The organism is Gilvimarinus japonicus (assembly GCF_042847215.1).
Taxonomy (GTDB): Bacteria; Pseudomonadota; Gammaproteobacteria; order Pseudomonadales; family Cellvibrionaceae; genus Gilvimarinus; species Gilvimarinus japonicus.
In genome coordinates this window covers 1,523,315-1,537,689 of the sequence record NZ_AP031500.1, presented here as the reverse complement: position 1 = coordinate 1,537,689, position 14,375 = coordinate 1,523,315, and the positions used below count along the sequence as shown (strand labels likewise).

15 protein-coding genes are annotated in these 14,375 nt (G+C 53.6%); 2 read left to right on the top strand and 13 right to left on the bottom strand.

Features of this window, described 5'->3' with window-relative positions:
• Nucleotides 1–19 precede the first annotated feature (19 nt).
• From ACGHAD_RS06410 to ACGHAD_RS06370, 9 genes are all read right to left on the bottom strand, one after another.
• Nucleotides 20–952 (bottom strand): efflux RND transporter periplasmic adaptor subunit, encoded by a 933-nt coding sequence (locus ACGHAD_RS06410; protein ID WP_382416301.1) that lies wholly within the window; start codon nt 950–952, stop codon nt 20–22.
• Complete coding sequence (locus tag ACGHAD_RS06405) at nt 949–2,229, bottom strand: TolC family protein (protein WP_382416303.1); 1,281 nt, start codon at nt 2,227–2,229, stop codon at nt 949–951. Before ACGHAD_RS06405 ends, ACGHAD_RS06410 begins: the two co-directional genes overlap by 4 nt.
• A 72-nt stretch (nt 2,230–2,301) precedes the next feature.
• A complete protein-coding gene (locus tag ACGHAD_RS06400) occupies nt 2,302–2,664 on the bottom strand; it encodes a hypothetical protein (protein ID WP_390403573.1) in 363 nt (120 codons plus the stop codon).
• Between the two features lie 113 nt (nt 2,665–2,777).
• Nucleotides 2,778–3,899: a HupE/UreJ family protein gene (locus tag ACGHAD_RS06395; protein ID WP_382416307.1), complete on the bottom strand. Its 1,122-nt coding sequence runs from the start codon at nt 3,897–3,899 to the stop codon at nt 2,778–2,780.
• Between the two features lie 2 nt (nt 3,900–3,901).
• A complete protein-coding gene (locus tag ACGHAD_RS06390) occupies nt 3,902–5,134 on the bottom strand; it encodes a hypothetical protein (RefSeq protein WP_382416309.1) in 1,233 nt (410 codons plus the stop codon).
• Between the two features lie 63 nt (nt 5,135–5,197).
• A complete protein-coding gene (locus ACGHAD_RS06385) occupies nt 5,198–5,725 on the bottom strand; it encodes an Ig-like domain-containing protein (protein ID WP_339616124.1) in 528 nt (175 codons plus the stop codon).
• A gap of 10 nt (nt 5,726–5,735) precedes the next feature.
• Nucleotides 5,736–7,325, bottom strand: a complete 1,590-nt coding sequence (locus tag ACGHAD_RS06380) for a DUF4331 domain-containing protein (protein WP_382416311.1) — start codon at nt 7,323–7,325, stop codon at nt 5,736–5,738.
• A gap of 277 nt (nt 7,326–7,602) precedes the next feature.
• A complete protein-coding gene (locus ACGHAD_RS06375) occupies nt 7,603–8,334 on the bottom strand; it encodes an anti-sigma factor domain-containing protein (RefSeq protein WP_382416313.1) in 732 nt (243 codons plus the stop codon).
• The gene (locus tag ACGHAD_RS06370; protein WP_382416315.1) at nt 8,331–8,864 is read right to left on the bottom strand and encodes a sigma-70 family RNA polymerase sigma factor; all 534 of its coding nucleotides are present in this window, start codon (nt 8,862–8,864) and stop codon (nt 8,331–8,333) included. The genes ACGHAD_RS06375 and ACGHAD_RS06370 overlap by 4 nt, the downstream gene beginning before the upstream one ends.
• A 359-nt stretch (nt 8,865–9,223) precedes the next feature.
• Here ACGHAD_RS06370 and ACGHAD_RS06365 point away from each other — a divergent pair, with 359 nt between their 5' ends.
• Entirely contained in the window at nt 9,224–9,481 is a 258-nt protein-coding gene (locus ACGHAD_RS06365) for a Rho termination factor (RefSeq protein ID WP_339616128.1), read from the top strand.
• Here ACGHAD_RS06365 and dkgB read toward each other — a convergent pair.
• The 3 genes from dkgB to ACGHAD_RS06350 form a co-directional block, all read right to left on the bottom strand.
• Nucleotides 9,475–10,290 carry a 2,5-didehydrogluconate reductase DkgB gene (dkgB, locus tag ACGHAD_RS06360; protein ID WP_339616129.1) on the bottom strand — a complete coding sequence of 272 codons (816 nt, stop codon included), beginning with the start codon at nt 10,288–10,290 and terminating at the stop codon, nt 9,475–9,477. The genes ACGHAD_RS06365 and dkgB overlap by 7 nt on opposite strands.
• 196 nt (nt 10,291–10,486) lie before the next feature.
• Nucleotides 10,487–10,936, bottom strand: coding sequence for a type IV pilin protein (locus ACGHAD_RS06355; protein WP_382416318.1), 450 nt, complete (start codon nt 10,934–10,936; stop codon nt 10,487–10,489).
• A 129-nt stretch (nt 10,937–11,065) separates the two neighbouring features.
• Complete coding sequence (locus ACGHAD_RS06350; RefSeq protein WP_382416320.1) at nt 11,066–11,869, bottom strand: putative RNA methyltransferase; 804 nt, start codon at nt 11,867–11,869, stop codon at nt 11,066–11,068.
• A 95-nt stretch (nt 11,870–11,964) separates the two neighbouring features.
• Between ACGHAD_RS06350 and ACGHAD_RS06345 the strand changes: the two genes are divergently transcribed.
• Entirely contained in the window at nt 11,965–13,113 is a 1,149-nt protein-coding gene (locus tag ACGHAD_RS06345) for a CvpA family protein (protein WP_382416322.1), read from the top strand.
• 83 nt (nt 13,114–13,196) lie between these two features.
• Here ACGHAD_RS06345 and ACGHAD_RS06340 read toward each other — a convergent pair whose 3' ends face one another.
• Entirely contained in the window at nt 13,197–14,177 is a 981-nt protein-coding gene (locus ACGHAD_RS06340) for a malate dehydrogenase (RefSeq protein ID WP_339616133.1), read from the bottom strand.
• Nucleotides 14,178–14,375 lie beyond the last annotated feature (198 nt).

Here is a 14,375-nt window from a genome sequence, read left to right as displayed (position 1 = left end):
AATCCTCCGCGTTTAAACGCTAGTGATGGTGACCGGCTTCAAGCTCGGACTTTTGCAACTGAGCTTTTAAAAAGAACCCGCCTTCGGCCGCATACTGCTGGCCCGCGGTGAGCCCCGAGAGCACTTCACTGTGTGTGCGATCTTTGCTCCCCAACGTAACTGGCTGCGCGCGCCAATGGTTTTGTTCGCGGACAAACACAACCGAGTTGCCTTCGAGTTCTATCACCGCGGTCTGCGGCACCCGTACCGGCACCTCAAAATCTGACAAAGCAACCCGCGCTTTAGCAAACATGCCCGGTTTCCACTGCCCATCGGCATTATCTAAAAACACGCGTGCCATACCGGTACGGGTTGCTTCATTCACCAGTGGCGCGACGTAATCAATCTCGGCATCTAGCGGTGCGGGGCCGTAACTGGTGGTTATGTGCACCGCCATGCCGGCTTTAACCTTTGCCACTTGTTTGGGATACAGAGCAATGTCGAGCCACAGGCGACTCAAATCGGCCACGACAAAAGCCGTATCCGTCGGCTGCAGGTGCTCACCTAACGTCACGTGGCGGTTTATCACCACGCCATTGATGAGTGATGTAAGCTCAAAGCTTGCCAAAGTATCGGAGTTCTCAGCTCGCGCAAGCACTTGCCCTGCCTTTACCTGATCGCCGGTATTGGCGTTAACAGCGGTAATTTGCGCCGCAAAGCGTGGGGTTACATGGGCTACGGCTTCGGTATTCAAACGCACTTCAGCCGGTAGCACTCTGTCGTCACGCAGGCGACCTGCAGCCGCGGTTGCGATTAAACCACCTAATTCATCGAATACATCAAGCGCTAAATTCACTTCATTTTTATGGTGTTGCTCTGACTGACCTTCATTCGCGCCGTGGGGCGCTTTGGCGGCCAACGCGGTGGTGGCGCTTAACAGCAGCAATAAGGTGACGAGAATAGATCGACTCATGGGGTTATCTCCTGCGGGGCAACACTTGTGACCGATAGTGAATCTATCGGTGCCAGCGGTTCGATAAAACGTTCAAGAATGGTCATGGCATCGGCGGCATCGGCGCGTAACTCAAGCCGCTGACGCTCGGCCTGCAACAGCGAGTTTTGCGCATCTAACACCTGCAGATAACTGTAGCTGCCACGCTCGTAAGCCTTGCGGGTTGCACTCAGGACATTTTTTGCCGCCGGGAGAATCTCAACCTCTAAGGTGCTTAATGCTTGATTCGCTTGCTGCCAACGGCGAAATGCCGCCAACACCTCGGCACTGATTTTTCGCTTTAGGTAATCGGCATCGCTTTGCGCAGCGCGCATTTGCGCGTAGGCGCTGTCGATATCCGCCTGATTATTATTAAATATCTGCAGCGGAACACTGGCGCCGACGGTAAAGGCGTATTCATCAGTGGCGCTAAAACGACGCACACCGGCGGCCAAGGTGACGTCCACAGTAGCGTTGGCTTTTTCTAGGTTAACTTCAGCCTGCTGCGCGCGAATTTTCTGCTCGGCAATTTTTTGGTCAATGCCAATATCGAGCGGCGCTAATACTTGATCGACGGTTAACTCCTCGCGCATAAACAACAGTGGACCCGCCGCTACAATCACCTCGGCGTTGAACATATCACCCCATTGCGCCGCCAACTGTTGCGAGGCACTAAGCTGCTGTTGTCGCGCGCGGGTTAGCGCCAACTCAATACTTTGCAGCTGCACCCGGGCACGGGCTAAATCATCGGAGGTGGCAGCGCCGGCCTCGTGCAAACGCGCAACGGTTTGGGTGTTGTTAGTGGCGATCTCTTGTTGCGTCTCGGTGAGCCGCAAACGCTCTTGGGCCAATAGCACTTGATTAAACCGGCGGCGTACCTCTTGGCGCAATAAGCGCAATTGCCGCCGGGACTCTAGCTGCTGCCCGGTTTTATTGTGGCTCGACAGACGGCTTCTGGCCTCGCGCTTGCCGCCGCGCTCAAAGGTCTGCTCGGCCATAAATGCCGTTTCGGCTTGGCCGGCGCGCTCATACTCGCCCGAGCCGTAAAAATTTTCCGCCTCAAACACCAGTCGGGGATTGGGCCGTAACCCGGCCGACCGACGATTAAACTCGGCGGCTTCAAGCCTATTGTTGGCCGCCGTTATTAACGGATGATGCTCAACAACTTTTTGCCAAACTTGCTCAAACGTTAACGCACTGGCGCTAGCCGTTGCGCTGCAAGCCATAAGGACCCACAGCAACGCAGTATAAAATTTCATAGTAATATCCACTGATTAACAGGCGCAGCGCCTGAGGCGGTACGCAAAACATTGAGTTAAACAATCAGAGGATTAAACGATGGGAGGGCGAAACTCAGGAGCCACCAAGGGTGGCACATAGTGAGCGGCATAACCCCAACCGGTAATAAGATCGGGCGCCAAAACCGCGAGTGTTAGTGATTCATTGAGGTATTTAAAATTGTGGCCATGACAGCAGTGGTGATGACAGCTTTGCTCGTCCCCGACGTCGCTATCGTGCGGCGCGTCAGCTGTCTTCAGCGCAACGCCCTTGTGGGCATCAAGGGTGTTATCGCCAAAAAGGTGCTGGTGAGAGGCCTCGCCGGTAACTTCGTGCAACACATGGGCATCGGCCGCAGCCAAGGTAGACTGCGCCAGTATTACCAACATCAATAACTGCAAAAGCCGTCGATACATGTGTGAGATAAGGTTCCGGTGCCAATGACTGAGTCAAACAGTGATCCAGACTTTACCAAACACCCCCGTTGATTGCCAGTTGTTGGGCGAACAACGCAAGCTCACAAGTCGATTTAGAGCCGCTCAATCAACCAGTTAGCACCCACCAAAGCGATAACCAAAGAGCCGGCTGGCATCGCAAAGCGCCAATACCAGCGCGAATTTCGCACCCACATTAACAACGGCAACACCACGACTATAATCGCCAGTTGACCTAGCTCGACACCGAGGTTAAAGCCCAGCACGGCCAGTAACCGCCCATTCGGTGGCAACCCAAGCTCGCCCAGAACACCGGCAAAGCCCATACCGTGCAACAAGCCAAAGCCAAAGGTTACCCAGCCAAGGCGCAGTACAACAGGTATCACGTTATTTAGCGCCGCCAAGATCACGGTAGCGGCAATACTGACCTCGACCCAGCGACTCGGCAAACTGATTAAATCTAATGCCGTCGCGGTTAAGGTGATGGAATGCGCCAAGGTAAACGCGGTAACGATGCCTAAGGTCTGCCACAAGATAGCGCGTTTAGAATGTTGCCCCTCCCAATACGGGGCGCGGCCATGATCGTGCCGACGAATCAGCACACAACCGAGCAGCAAACACAATAAAAATAAAATATGATCAAGGCCAATAAGAATATGGATAATGCCTTGGTAGACATACTCGACAAAGCCGGGCCACTGGCCATCGGTTAACGCGATCTGAGCTGTAGGCGAGCGTTCGCTAAGCACCCGACTTACGGCCCCCGTTTGCTCTGGCGACACCATATTCACTAACAATTTGTGCTCTGGGTCGATATCAAAAAAGCCCTGATACGTTATCTGCAAAGGTTCAGCAGATTCACATTGCACCTGCAAAGGTAGCCACAAATACGCTTCATTGTAATGCTTATCGATTTGCCACTTAGGCCCCACATCAACGTCACACGCGTCGCTATTAGCACGGATGTTAAACGCCTGACTCACAAGTGGGGCAATGGCTCCACGCGCTGCTTGCACCTCGGCCCAGGTTAATTTTCCGTCGCGGTTGGTGTCGAGCCCTAACTCGCGCTCTAAGTCAAATAACCGCCATTGCAACTGCCCTTGATAAGCGCCAGAGTGCTCTGACGTTGGCTGCAGTGTTAAATAACCGGTACTCAATTGGTGGGCAACAACCTGCGAGCCTAGCAGCAGTAAAAACAGTGTTAAGACAATCCGCACAATTAACCCTCGTTAGTAGTGGAAGACTCGCGACCGGCTAGCTGCTCAGCACGGCGCAGTAACTCGTTATCGGTGTACTCGCGGGAGCTTACAGTATTTAACTTAGCCCAGTGCAATGCGCGCTCGGCATCGGGCCGCAAATCTAAGTAGTAGCGGGCCATTTGCGCGGCATGCTCCCGATCACCGCGCTCTTCTCGCAAGGCAACTCGTGCTTGCATCAGTGCCTGCCAGCGCGACACATCGCGGTTGAGTGATTCGTGCAAACTTCGGGGCTGCTCACTGCGGCTATCGCTAGTAGCAGGCGCTACTTCACTAGACAAGTTCAGGGACTTCTCGGCAATCGCTAAACGCAATAACAGCGCATCATCCATCACGCCAGCCGCATCCACCACCGGCGCCAAGGTTTGTAAAACCTCCGCGCTGTTGCCAAGAGTCAGCTGGATATCGGCCCACTGAGCCAAGTAGTTAGTGCTGATTCGGGGGCTAAAGTTATCCAACCAGCGGGCCGCTTGCACCGGTTTGTTAAGCCGGGTCGCCATATCAGCCAGCACCTGCGCCAACCAGGGGCCTCTGGTATCGCTGGGTAAGCCTTCGCGCTCAATAAGCGCGCTCAGTTCACGGTAGCTATCTGCCAGCGAGCTGTCTTTATGGGTATCAATGTAAGAGCGCGCCTCAAGGGAACATCCGGCGGCGGTTAGTAAATCAGTCTGCCCCAATAGCGCCAAGCAGTGGTCACGGGCGCGCTTGGGCTGCCCCAAAACAATATTAATACGCGCGGCCATAAGACGACCGGCGACATGGTTTGGGGCTTGAACAAACAGGGTATCCAGCTCTTGCAGCGCTTCTTTAAAGCGGTGGCCGTGTTGCAACACATTGGCGTGCAGTAACCAGTACTCTTGCTGCTGTGATGGGGTATCAGGCAGCCTGTTGGCAAGCGGTGCAAGCGATCGCTCGGCCAATTGATAACGGTAGCTTTGGCCCGGCTTACCGGCGCCAGCTAATTGTTCGGCAGCTCTTGTCAGAGCTAAGGTGGTGGTATCAGTCGTCGTTTCTGAGCTTTTTAAAGGTGTTTCTACTCGCTCCACAGCTTCGCCCCAATCGGCCAACACTTCGTCAGTATTAGCGGGCGTATAAGGCGCGGCCTTTAGTGGTGCCACGACGCTTAGCAGCAGCAGACTGCAAACAACGTGTAAACGGCGTAAAACCAACGTTGCCAAGTGACTCTTTATTTGCATGTAATATCTCCATGTGCCCTACCCCGAGCTTTTTAAAGCCCGGGGTAGAACGATGATACCCGTTTAGTCAGCGTCTTGAATCAAGTCGTCGTAGGCATTTGCCTCGGTAACGTCTTGTTCAAACTCCCGACCATTAACCGGCAAAGGTTCGTCCATTGCTTGCTGATTAAAGACCGAGCGGCTGTAAGTACTAAACGATACCTGCATGGCATCGACCGTAATGCTTACCTCTGCCGCGCCCGAGGTGTCTTCGCCATCGGATACGGTAAAGCTAAAGCTATCGGTACCGGTAAAGGTCGCCGCTGGCGTGTACATAAAACTACCGTCAGCCTCGATCATCACCTGACCATTGCTTGGCTCGTCCATCACCATAAAGCTCAGCTCATCGCCATCGGCGTCGGTGGCTGACAACATATCCGTCAGTACCGTGTCGGCTTCAGTGGTAAAGTTTGCCGTCTCCGCCATAGGCGCTTGATTTTCGGGCTCTGGCATTGGATCGGGGTTATAGTCGTCATCATCGTCGCTGCCACAACCGGCCAACAGCAGGCTACTGGACAGCGCAATTAATGCAGTGCGTGTAATGCTGTTCATAGTGTCCTCCTTACTCAGACCCGGCGATAGGATCGGCCAGATACGGGAATGACGTGTCCATCATGCCAGCATTGGTGGGCGCACCATCGGTAAATGGTACAGTACCGACGACCGCATCTTCCGGTGCGCAAAGACCAAGATCAGTGTCTTCGCCCGCAACCGGCACTGGGTGACACAGACGACCCATTACAACGCGCAGTGCGATATCGACTACGTCGTCACCAGGGCGACGGCCATTAGGGAAACCGGCCAAGTCATCACCCGCCACACCAAACGCTGATTGTTGCTCAGCGGGTACGGCAGCAATACCGGTGTTTAAGCGCAGCATTTCCGATGGCGTAACCATAGCGAGCTGGTTAACACCTTCAAAGCCGGTTAAAAAGGCGGTAACTAAATCCAAACGCGGAAATTTAGTCGGCGCCAACGTTGCAAAATCGGTATCAAGAGTTTGATTGACAGCATCTTTAAACAAGATGTTGAGCAGCTCGGGTAGGCTTGGGTGAGTCACATAATCGGCAAACTGGGTGTCATCTTTTGGCTCGCTGGCCGAGAAAGTGTCTTTGTCTTTTAAGCCGATAACCAACTCGTTAACCAAGGGATTACCCAAACGCGATACTTGTGTCAGCGCACCGCCGTTAACCTCTGGCTTGTCGAAGGTTGCCATCGGGTTAAGAATACGCGCTTGCGGCAAGCTCGCGGTTGTCCAACTACCGATCACACCATTACCGGAACCCGTGACACAGCTTTTGGGGACTTCGATGGCGAGCGCGGTCACGTTTTTCCAGCGCAGGTCATCATTTTCCATGGACTGAGTGATACCACCAGGGAAACCGCCGCCATCGTCAGCGCCTGGAGCACTATCGCCTTCAACCGGTACATAATTTACAAGATCGAAGGTTTTACCGAGGTTAACAGTGAAAGGGTCTTTACGTTGACCGACAAAAACTCGCGCGTTCATGTCGCAACCGGGCAATGCCACCTCGTGCACAAAGCTGTCGGCGTAATCAGAGTAACCTGACTCAGAGCCAAAAGTTTTATTGCCTATGTAATCGAGCGGCTTAGTGAACATTGCGCCGCCACCGTTGGCCTCTTCCAGCTCCATCGCCGTACCGGTACGACGGTCGCCGGTGACCATAGTGACCGAGTAATGCTCAGAAAAGTTAGCCTTCGACTGATCACCCGCGGAAATACCGCCCACGTTTTTCAGTGGTACCGCAATGGATTTTTTCTCGCCTTCGGCACCCACCTCTAATGCAACACCTTCACCATCGGCAGGCAACATTGAATCGAAGCGAAACTGAAAGGTAATGTCTTCCACCGCATCCCCGTCGTTATCGACATGAATGCTGTAAACCGCGTTGGGATCCATAGCAAAGTAATTAGGACCGCCGTAAGCATCTTGCAAAGGAATATAGTTTGCAATCATGGTGACATAATCGTCACGTCCTGCTTCATAACTGTTAAACGCGTAAAAATCTGTGGAATCTACCGTTGGCATTCGCGTAATGCTTGGTGCTTCACGGTGACTTGAGGCGTTTGCGCCCATCGCTAAACTGCCGCAAATGGCGGCGATGGCACATGTCAACTTGTACTTTTGCATGATTTTCTCCTTGATTAACATGATCGTCACTGTCCTAACGGATGAAATTTACTTTTGGATGCATTTATTTTTACTTATTTTAATAAATACGGCTTTTTTTACGTTTTGACGCTTTTTGTAAGATATATAGCCGGGCTGTTATAACTAGAGACTACTTTTAGAGCATTATAAATTTCGATTCGAAATCAATTGCTGTAACGGTGAATTAACATCATTAACAGCGTAGCAACAAAAGAAGCCAAGGGCACAAAACTTACCCTTGGCTTACGTAGATATCTTAAAGCGCAACAAGCTGTGAGGTATAAAGCACTTGTGTAGGCGCGCCATTGGGCGAGCCACCTACAGGCTCTAAACTTACCGCCAGCGCCGCCACTTGCACTTGATCAAATAAATCACTGCGCGCTAGCGTTAAGCGGCCATCTTTAGGCAATAAACCCAGCGACACTGGCGCACGCCCATCGGCGGCCACCAACCACAGTTCGTAGTCTTTATTGCCGACAGGGCTAAATTGTTCGGTCGCCTGAACTTGAATGTCGCGCTCAGTTAGCTCGATCAACCACAAGGCCTCAGCTTGCGCACCCTGCACCACAGCTACCTGTGAGGGCGCCGTTGAAACCTCAGCTTGGCCCCACCATAAATTTAGCGCCAATGCGACGGCCACAATACTGGCGGCGCTGGCCAGCCAGCGCCAACGATTAACCGTTGTTGCCGCAACTCGGCCGATATCAGTTTGGGGGAGCGATACAACCGTGTCGCCTTTGCCATCTCTGTCGCTGTACGCAAAGCCCAGCCGCCGCTGAATGGCTTGCCATACGCCGGGGTCTGGTTGACGCTCGGGCAGGGCCGCGCCCAACCCGTTTAAGTGCCGCTCCCAGCGCCACAAGGCTTGGCGCATGGGACGGTGATTAATTAACAAGGTTTGATAACGCAGCCGCGCCGCGCCGTGTAAAGTGCCCAACACATACTCAGATGACAGGCTGTTTTTGCGCTCTTCGGTTAGATAGTTCATCGCTCAAGGCACCTCTTTAACGTTTGCAGACCACGGCGAATCCAACTTTTAATGGAGCCCAAAGGCGAGCCCGTATGCACGCACAACTCCGAGTGGGTCAAACCGCGAAAATACGCCAACTGAATGGTCTGGCGCTGTACATCGTCCAACGTGTCCATACATTCATCAATGCGAGCGCGTTCACGCTCATCAAACAACGACACTTCTGGCGTGTGGTCACTGCTCGGTTCATGGTCTGTTTCACCGCGCTCTCGCTTGTGAGCCGCCGAGCGCAAAATATCCAGCGCGCGATAACGCGCAATACTAATCATCCAGACGATCACCGAGCCCTTATCGCTGTGATAATCACAGGCGTTGTGCCAAACCCGCACATAGGCTTCCTGCATTGCCTCTTCGGCAAGATCTTTGCGCTGTAACAGCTGTAAACACACCGCGTACAACCGCCCCGAGGTGTTTTGGTACAACTCGGCAAAGGCGCGTTTATCACCCGTTGCGGTAGCGCTTAGTAATTTAATGTGGCTCGAATCCATGCGTTCTCCCAGAGAGTTTTTGCTTATTTTAAAGGCCCATAGAACAGTACGGCGTCAGTGCGGATTTGGATGCCCAAAATGTCCCACTAACGAGTAAGGCCTGTATCACCCACCGCAAAATCAATCGGGGGCAGAACAATTTGCATCTTGTTGTAAGCCTTACGCGATTGCCTTAACACAGAGGCGCAAAAACAATCACCTTATCGAACGCTGCCGCTAGAGCGGCAAACAGCCGATAACAATAGAAAAACTGGTGAGAATTATGCATCCATTGAAACTGGCTAAAACGAGTAGCTGGAGGGCAATTGCCTACTGGCGTCGATACTTACCGCGACCATTGCATAACGGAGTAGCTGAATATGGCTAAAACTGACTACGGTCCCAGCATCAAAGATGACGAGCAGTATGAGGCGCTGCGCCGCGAAGGGGCGAGCAAAGAAAAAGCAGCGCGCATTGCCAACTCGCCGCGCCACCGCACGGGGGTGCGCGGTGGGCATGCGCCGCCTTACGAGCACTGGAGTAAAAAAGCGTTATATCAACGAGCAGCCGAGCTAGATATTAGCGGCCGCTCGACGCTAGACAAAGAAGGACTAATTCACGCGCTGCGCGATCACTGATCCCACTTGGGCGAGAACGGCGGGTTGGCCACTCGCTCACCGCGATCGAGCTGGTCAATCTGCGCAATTTCGTCGGCACTAAGGGTAATACGCAGCGCCTCGAGATTGGCTTTTTGGTGCGCCGCTTTGGTGGATGACGGTATCACCACAATGTTTTTGCTGGCCACCCAAGCGAGGGCCACTTGTGCCGCCGTCGCCTTGTGGGCTGCGGCTATTTTTTGCAGCACCGGCTCATCCATCACTTTGCCCACGGCCAAAGGCATATAACCCGTCACTTGAATGCCTTTGGATTGGCAATGCTGCACCAGTTTAGTATTGGCCAGTAACGGGTGCACCTCAACTTGGTTGGTCGCAATACGTTTACCACAAGGCAAACCTAAGGCCTCGTCGATTTGCGCGATGGTAAAGTTGGATACCCCAAACGCTCGGCAAAGTCCCTGCTCGCGGGCCTTGTCGAGTGCGCCCAAATACTCTGCCATCGGCACTTCGTTGTCGGGCGAGGGCCAGTGAATGAGCGCCAAGTCGACGTAATCCATATCGAGCTTGGTTAAACTCTCTTGCAATGCGGTAATGGCGTCATCATCGCTGAGGCGATCAAACCATATCTTGGTGGTAACAAAGATCTCCTCGCGCGGTACGCCACTTTCGCGTATCGCTCGCCCCACGGCGGCTTCGTTATCGTACATTGCGGCGGTATCGATATGACGATAGCCCAACTCCAAGGCAGACTTTACCGAGGCGATCACAATATCGTCTTGCAGCCGAAACGTTCCCAAACCCGGCTGCGGTAACTGAACAGAACCAGACATACCCTACTCCTTAAAAATCACTGTGAGAAAAATACCCTACTGAAATGGAGGCCGCATCCGGACAACACAAGGGAGCTTTACAATAGTTAATTTTGATAAGGCAGGATTAAGAAGCTCGCCAAGCCAATCGACAGGCATAAAAAAGCCGAGCGAGCTCGGCAAGAGGGTTTTACAAAAAAACTTTATGAGCGCGCCGTTAACAGCCGCTCGTTTCGGCGACAATCACCGGTGGTGCACCCGTACCATCCGCGGCGTTGTACTGCACCTCGCAATCACTGCCGCTATAACCCGCCAACTCAAAAGTCGACGGGTTACCGCCGGTAAAGGTGTAGTCGATTGCATCAAAGGCTACAGCCAGGGCAATGCCATTGGCGCCTGCGGCCGGGTACTCGTTAACCATATTAATGGTTTGCCCTTCCATATCGATGGTGGCGGGCTCGCCCTGCACCAAAGAGGTGGCGTGTGCCAAAGATGACGCCGACTTAACCGCACCTAACAACCCCTGAATAGACGCAATACGCGCTTCGCGCTCTAAGCCACTTAAGCGAGGTATCGCCACCGCGGCGAGAATGCCGATAATGGTGATCACGACGATCAGCTCAATGAGAGTGAAACCATTATTTTTGTAGGTTATTGAACGTTTCATAATATCTCCGCGTCGTTCTCCCGGCAGGCTAGCACCGGTATAGTATAGCCATTAAAATTTGACGTACCCATGTATAACGCTGGCGTCATTATACACATATCCGCTAGATGGCACCCGAATTAATAGGCGTTAGTTCTTACGGTACACCTGAATACTCATATCAGCAGTGTCCCGCAACTGTGTTAAACCCAACAATGACGACTGTTGGGCGGGGCTGGTACTCCAGTAATGGGGGGTCATTTTCAGCAGGTTGGCTATTTGTTGGCCATCGTGTAACTGAATATCGAACGTTAAACGCTCTTGGCTGACCAAGCTCAACCCAGCAAAGTACGCTTGCTGCTTGGCGCTGCGATAGGGCCGAACCTCATCATATAATGCCGCGCGCAGGTTGGGTAAATGGTCATCCCCCGGCCCCACAAACACCACCAAACCGCCGGGCGCTAACACCCGCGCAAACTCGGCCTCGTCGACAAAGCAAAATACCGACAACACCGAATCGAAAACGCCATCCAAATAAGGCAGCTCCGCCACGCTGGCGATACACCAGTCGATGCTTTTACTGCGCCGACACGCCGCCTGAATCCCCTCTTTAGAAATATCGACCCCGGCCACGTTAACGCCGGCAGCGGCAAGGCTGGCAGCGTAATACCCTTCCCCACAGCCGGCATCCAGCAGTTGCTGCAGGCTGTGCTCGCGGCACAATTGCACGAGCCTATCGACCAACGGCTGATAAAACCCGGCCGATAAAAATTCCCGCCGGGCGTTGATCATCATTTTATTGTCGCCGGGCTGCTTTGAGGCCATTTGATGCGCCAGCAGTAAATTCACATAGCCTTTTCGAGCAATATCAAAGCTGTGGTTGGCAGCGCAGCGATAGGTAGCCTCCCAGCGCTCGAGTGGCGCCTGGCAACTGGGGCAGCGGTATAAGGTCATGGAAGCGCCTCTTTAGGTTTAGGCCGTAACGCCTAAGCGTATGTATTTATGGCTGTTATCTGGAACCGGCCGCCCCCGTGAGATAAGATCTGCTCTTGCATAATGACAATGAACTGGACGGATCTATGGGTGTTTCGGCAATAATCTTTGGTATCGCCACGGCGTTTTTTGCCATTCGCGGCTATTTTAATGGTTTTTGGGGGTCGCTAGCACGCATAGTTGCCTTGGCAGGTGCTTACGCCGCGACTTTTTTCTACAGCAAAGACGTGGCCGAGCTGATCAAGCAGTACACCTCGCTCACAGGAATCGCGGCTTACCTTGTCGGCTCAGTCGCGCTGTTTTTTGCGGCACTTATCACCATTCGCCTGTTGTTTTGGATTCTGGCCAAGCTTACGCCATCCCAGGGTGAAGGAGAGCCGGGCCCGCTATCAAGGCTTGGCGGCGCAGCGGTTGGCGCGGCGGCGGGTGCCCTTATCGGCTTGTTGCTGGTGTACTTGTTTGGTGTATACGATTCGGCGCAAAACCTTAAACAAGAGACTCCAACACAATCCAGAACCACCACGCCGGTAGATGCCGCCGCCCGTAAACTCGTCAGCAAATCGGCCGGGGGCCTGCTTGCGTTATCGGGCAAGAGTGACAACGCCGTGCGCATTACCGAGTCGGTCGTGGCCGATCCGGTAGAGAGCCTGGACCGAGTCGGTCGGGTGAGTAATAACCCGGATATGCGCCAACTGATGGCAGACGCTCGCGCCCAGCGTTTAATGCAGCAAGGCAAGGTCGACGAGCTGATGCAAGTGCCGGCGTTTCGACGTTTGATGGAAGACGACGACTTGCGCCAACTGATGCAAGACGCCGGCATGGACATCGACAACCGCGACGATGCCCGCGACACGGCGAAAAAATTTGCCCTTGGCTACCAGCAGTACCAGATTAAAAAAGACGACCCGCGAGTGCAGGCTATTTTGCATGACCCCGAGTTTAAACAGCAATTGCAATCTGACAATAAACTGCCGCTACTGCTGAACCCCAAAGTAAACGAACTGGCCGAGATCATCTTTGTCGAGGGCGCGCAATCGATCGAGCAAGTCGAGGGCGCGCAATCGATCGAGCAAGTCGACGCCGACAGCCAATACCGCATTGAAGATGCCGACAATGCCGAAGTGGACGAAACCGGTAAAACCATTTATCGCCACACCGACGAGAGCGGCCGCACTTACTACTCCGATCGGCCGCAGGGTAACTAACCGGCTCTAATGTAGAGTCACCCTATAAAAAAGCCCGCCTGAGTAAGCTCAGGCGGGCTTTTTTGGGCAAAGCAACTTACCGCTTATGGCAGTAGGTCAGCAACCGCGTCGCGCTCTTCACGCAACTCTTGCTCGGTAGCCTGCATACGGCCTTTCGAAAACTCGTTGTTCTCTACGCCTTGTACAATTTCCCAGTCGCCGTTTTTGCACACGCAAGGGAACGAGTAAATCAGGCCTTTTTCGATGCCGTAGCTGCCATCGCTGTATACACCCATGCTGACCCAATCGCCCTCAGCAGAACCCAGCGCCCATGAACGCATATGGTCGATAGCCGCATTAGCCGCAGACGCTGCAGAAGACGCACCGCGCGCTTTAATAATCGCCGCGCCGCGCTGTTGTACTGTGGGGATAAAGTCGTTTTCGTACCAGCTTTGGTCGATCAGGCTCATGGCGTCTTCACCGGCGACAGTGGCGTGGTGAACATCCGGATACTGAGTCGCTGAGTGATTACCCCAGACCACCAGGTTTTTAACATCAGAGATGGTTTTACCGGTTTTTTGTGCCAGCTGAGTCAGAGCACGGTTGTGATCCAGACGCATCATAGCGGTGAACTGACGGGGGTTAATGTCTGGGGCGTTGCGCTGCGCGATCAGAGCGTTGGTGTTTGCAGGGTTGCCCACTACCAGCACTTTAATGTCGCGTGAAGCGTGATCGTTGATGGCCTTGCCTTGTACCGAGAAGATTGCGGCGTTAGCCGACAGCAGATCTTTACGCTCCATGCCTGGCCCGCGTGGGCGCGCACCTACCAGCAAAGCGTAATCGGTGTCTTTAAAGGCAACATTAGGATCGTCGGTGCAAACCATACCGGCCAGCAGCGGGAAAGCGCAGTCGTCCAGCTCCATAGCGACGCCTTTTAGGGCTTCCAGCGCAGGAGTGATTTCCAGCAATTGCAAAATAACCGGCTGATCTTCGCCCAACATGGCGCCAGAGGCGATGCGGAACAACAGGGAATAGCTGATTTGGCCAGCGGCGCCGGTGACGGTAACTCGAACGGGTGCTTTCACTTTATTTCTCCGTAGTTTGCAGGCTTAAGCGGGGTTGCCGCACCACCTGTCAGTGAGGTAATTAATCGGGCTAAGGCGGCGAGCCTCGCAGAACCCCTAACCGGCGCCCAAGGTTGAGGACGCAGCCGGGTTCTCGCAACGCTGGCAAGATATGCGCTAGCCAGATGACCAAGACGAGTAAGCAGTTAGGGCTCACGC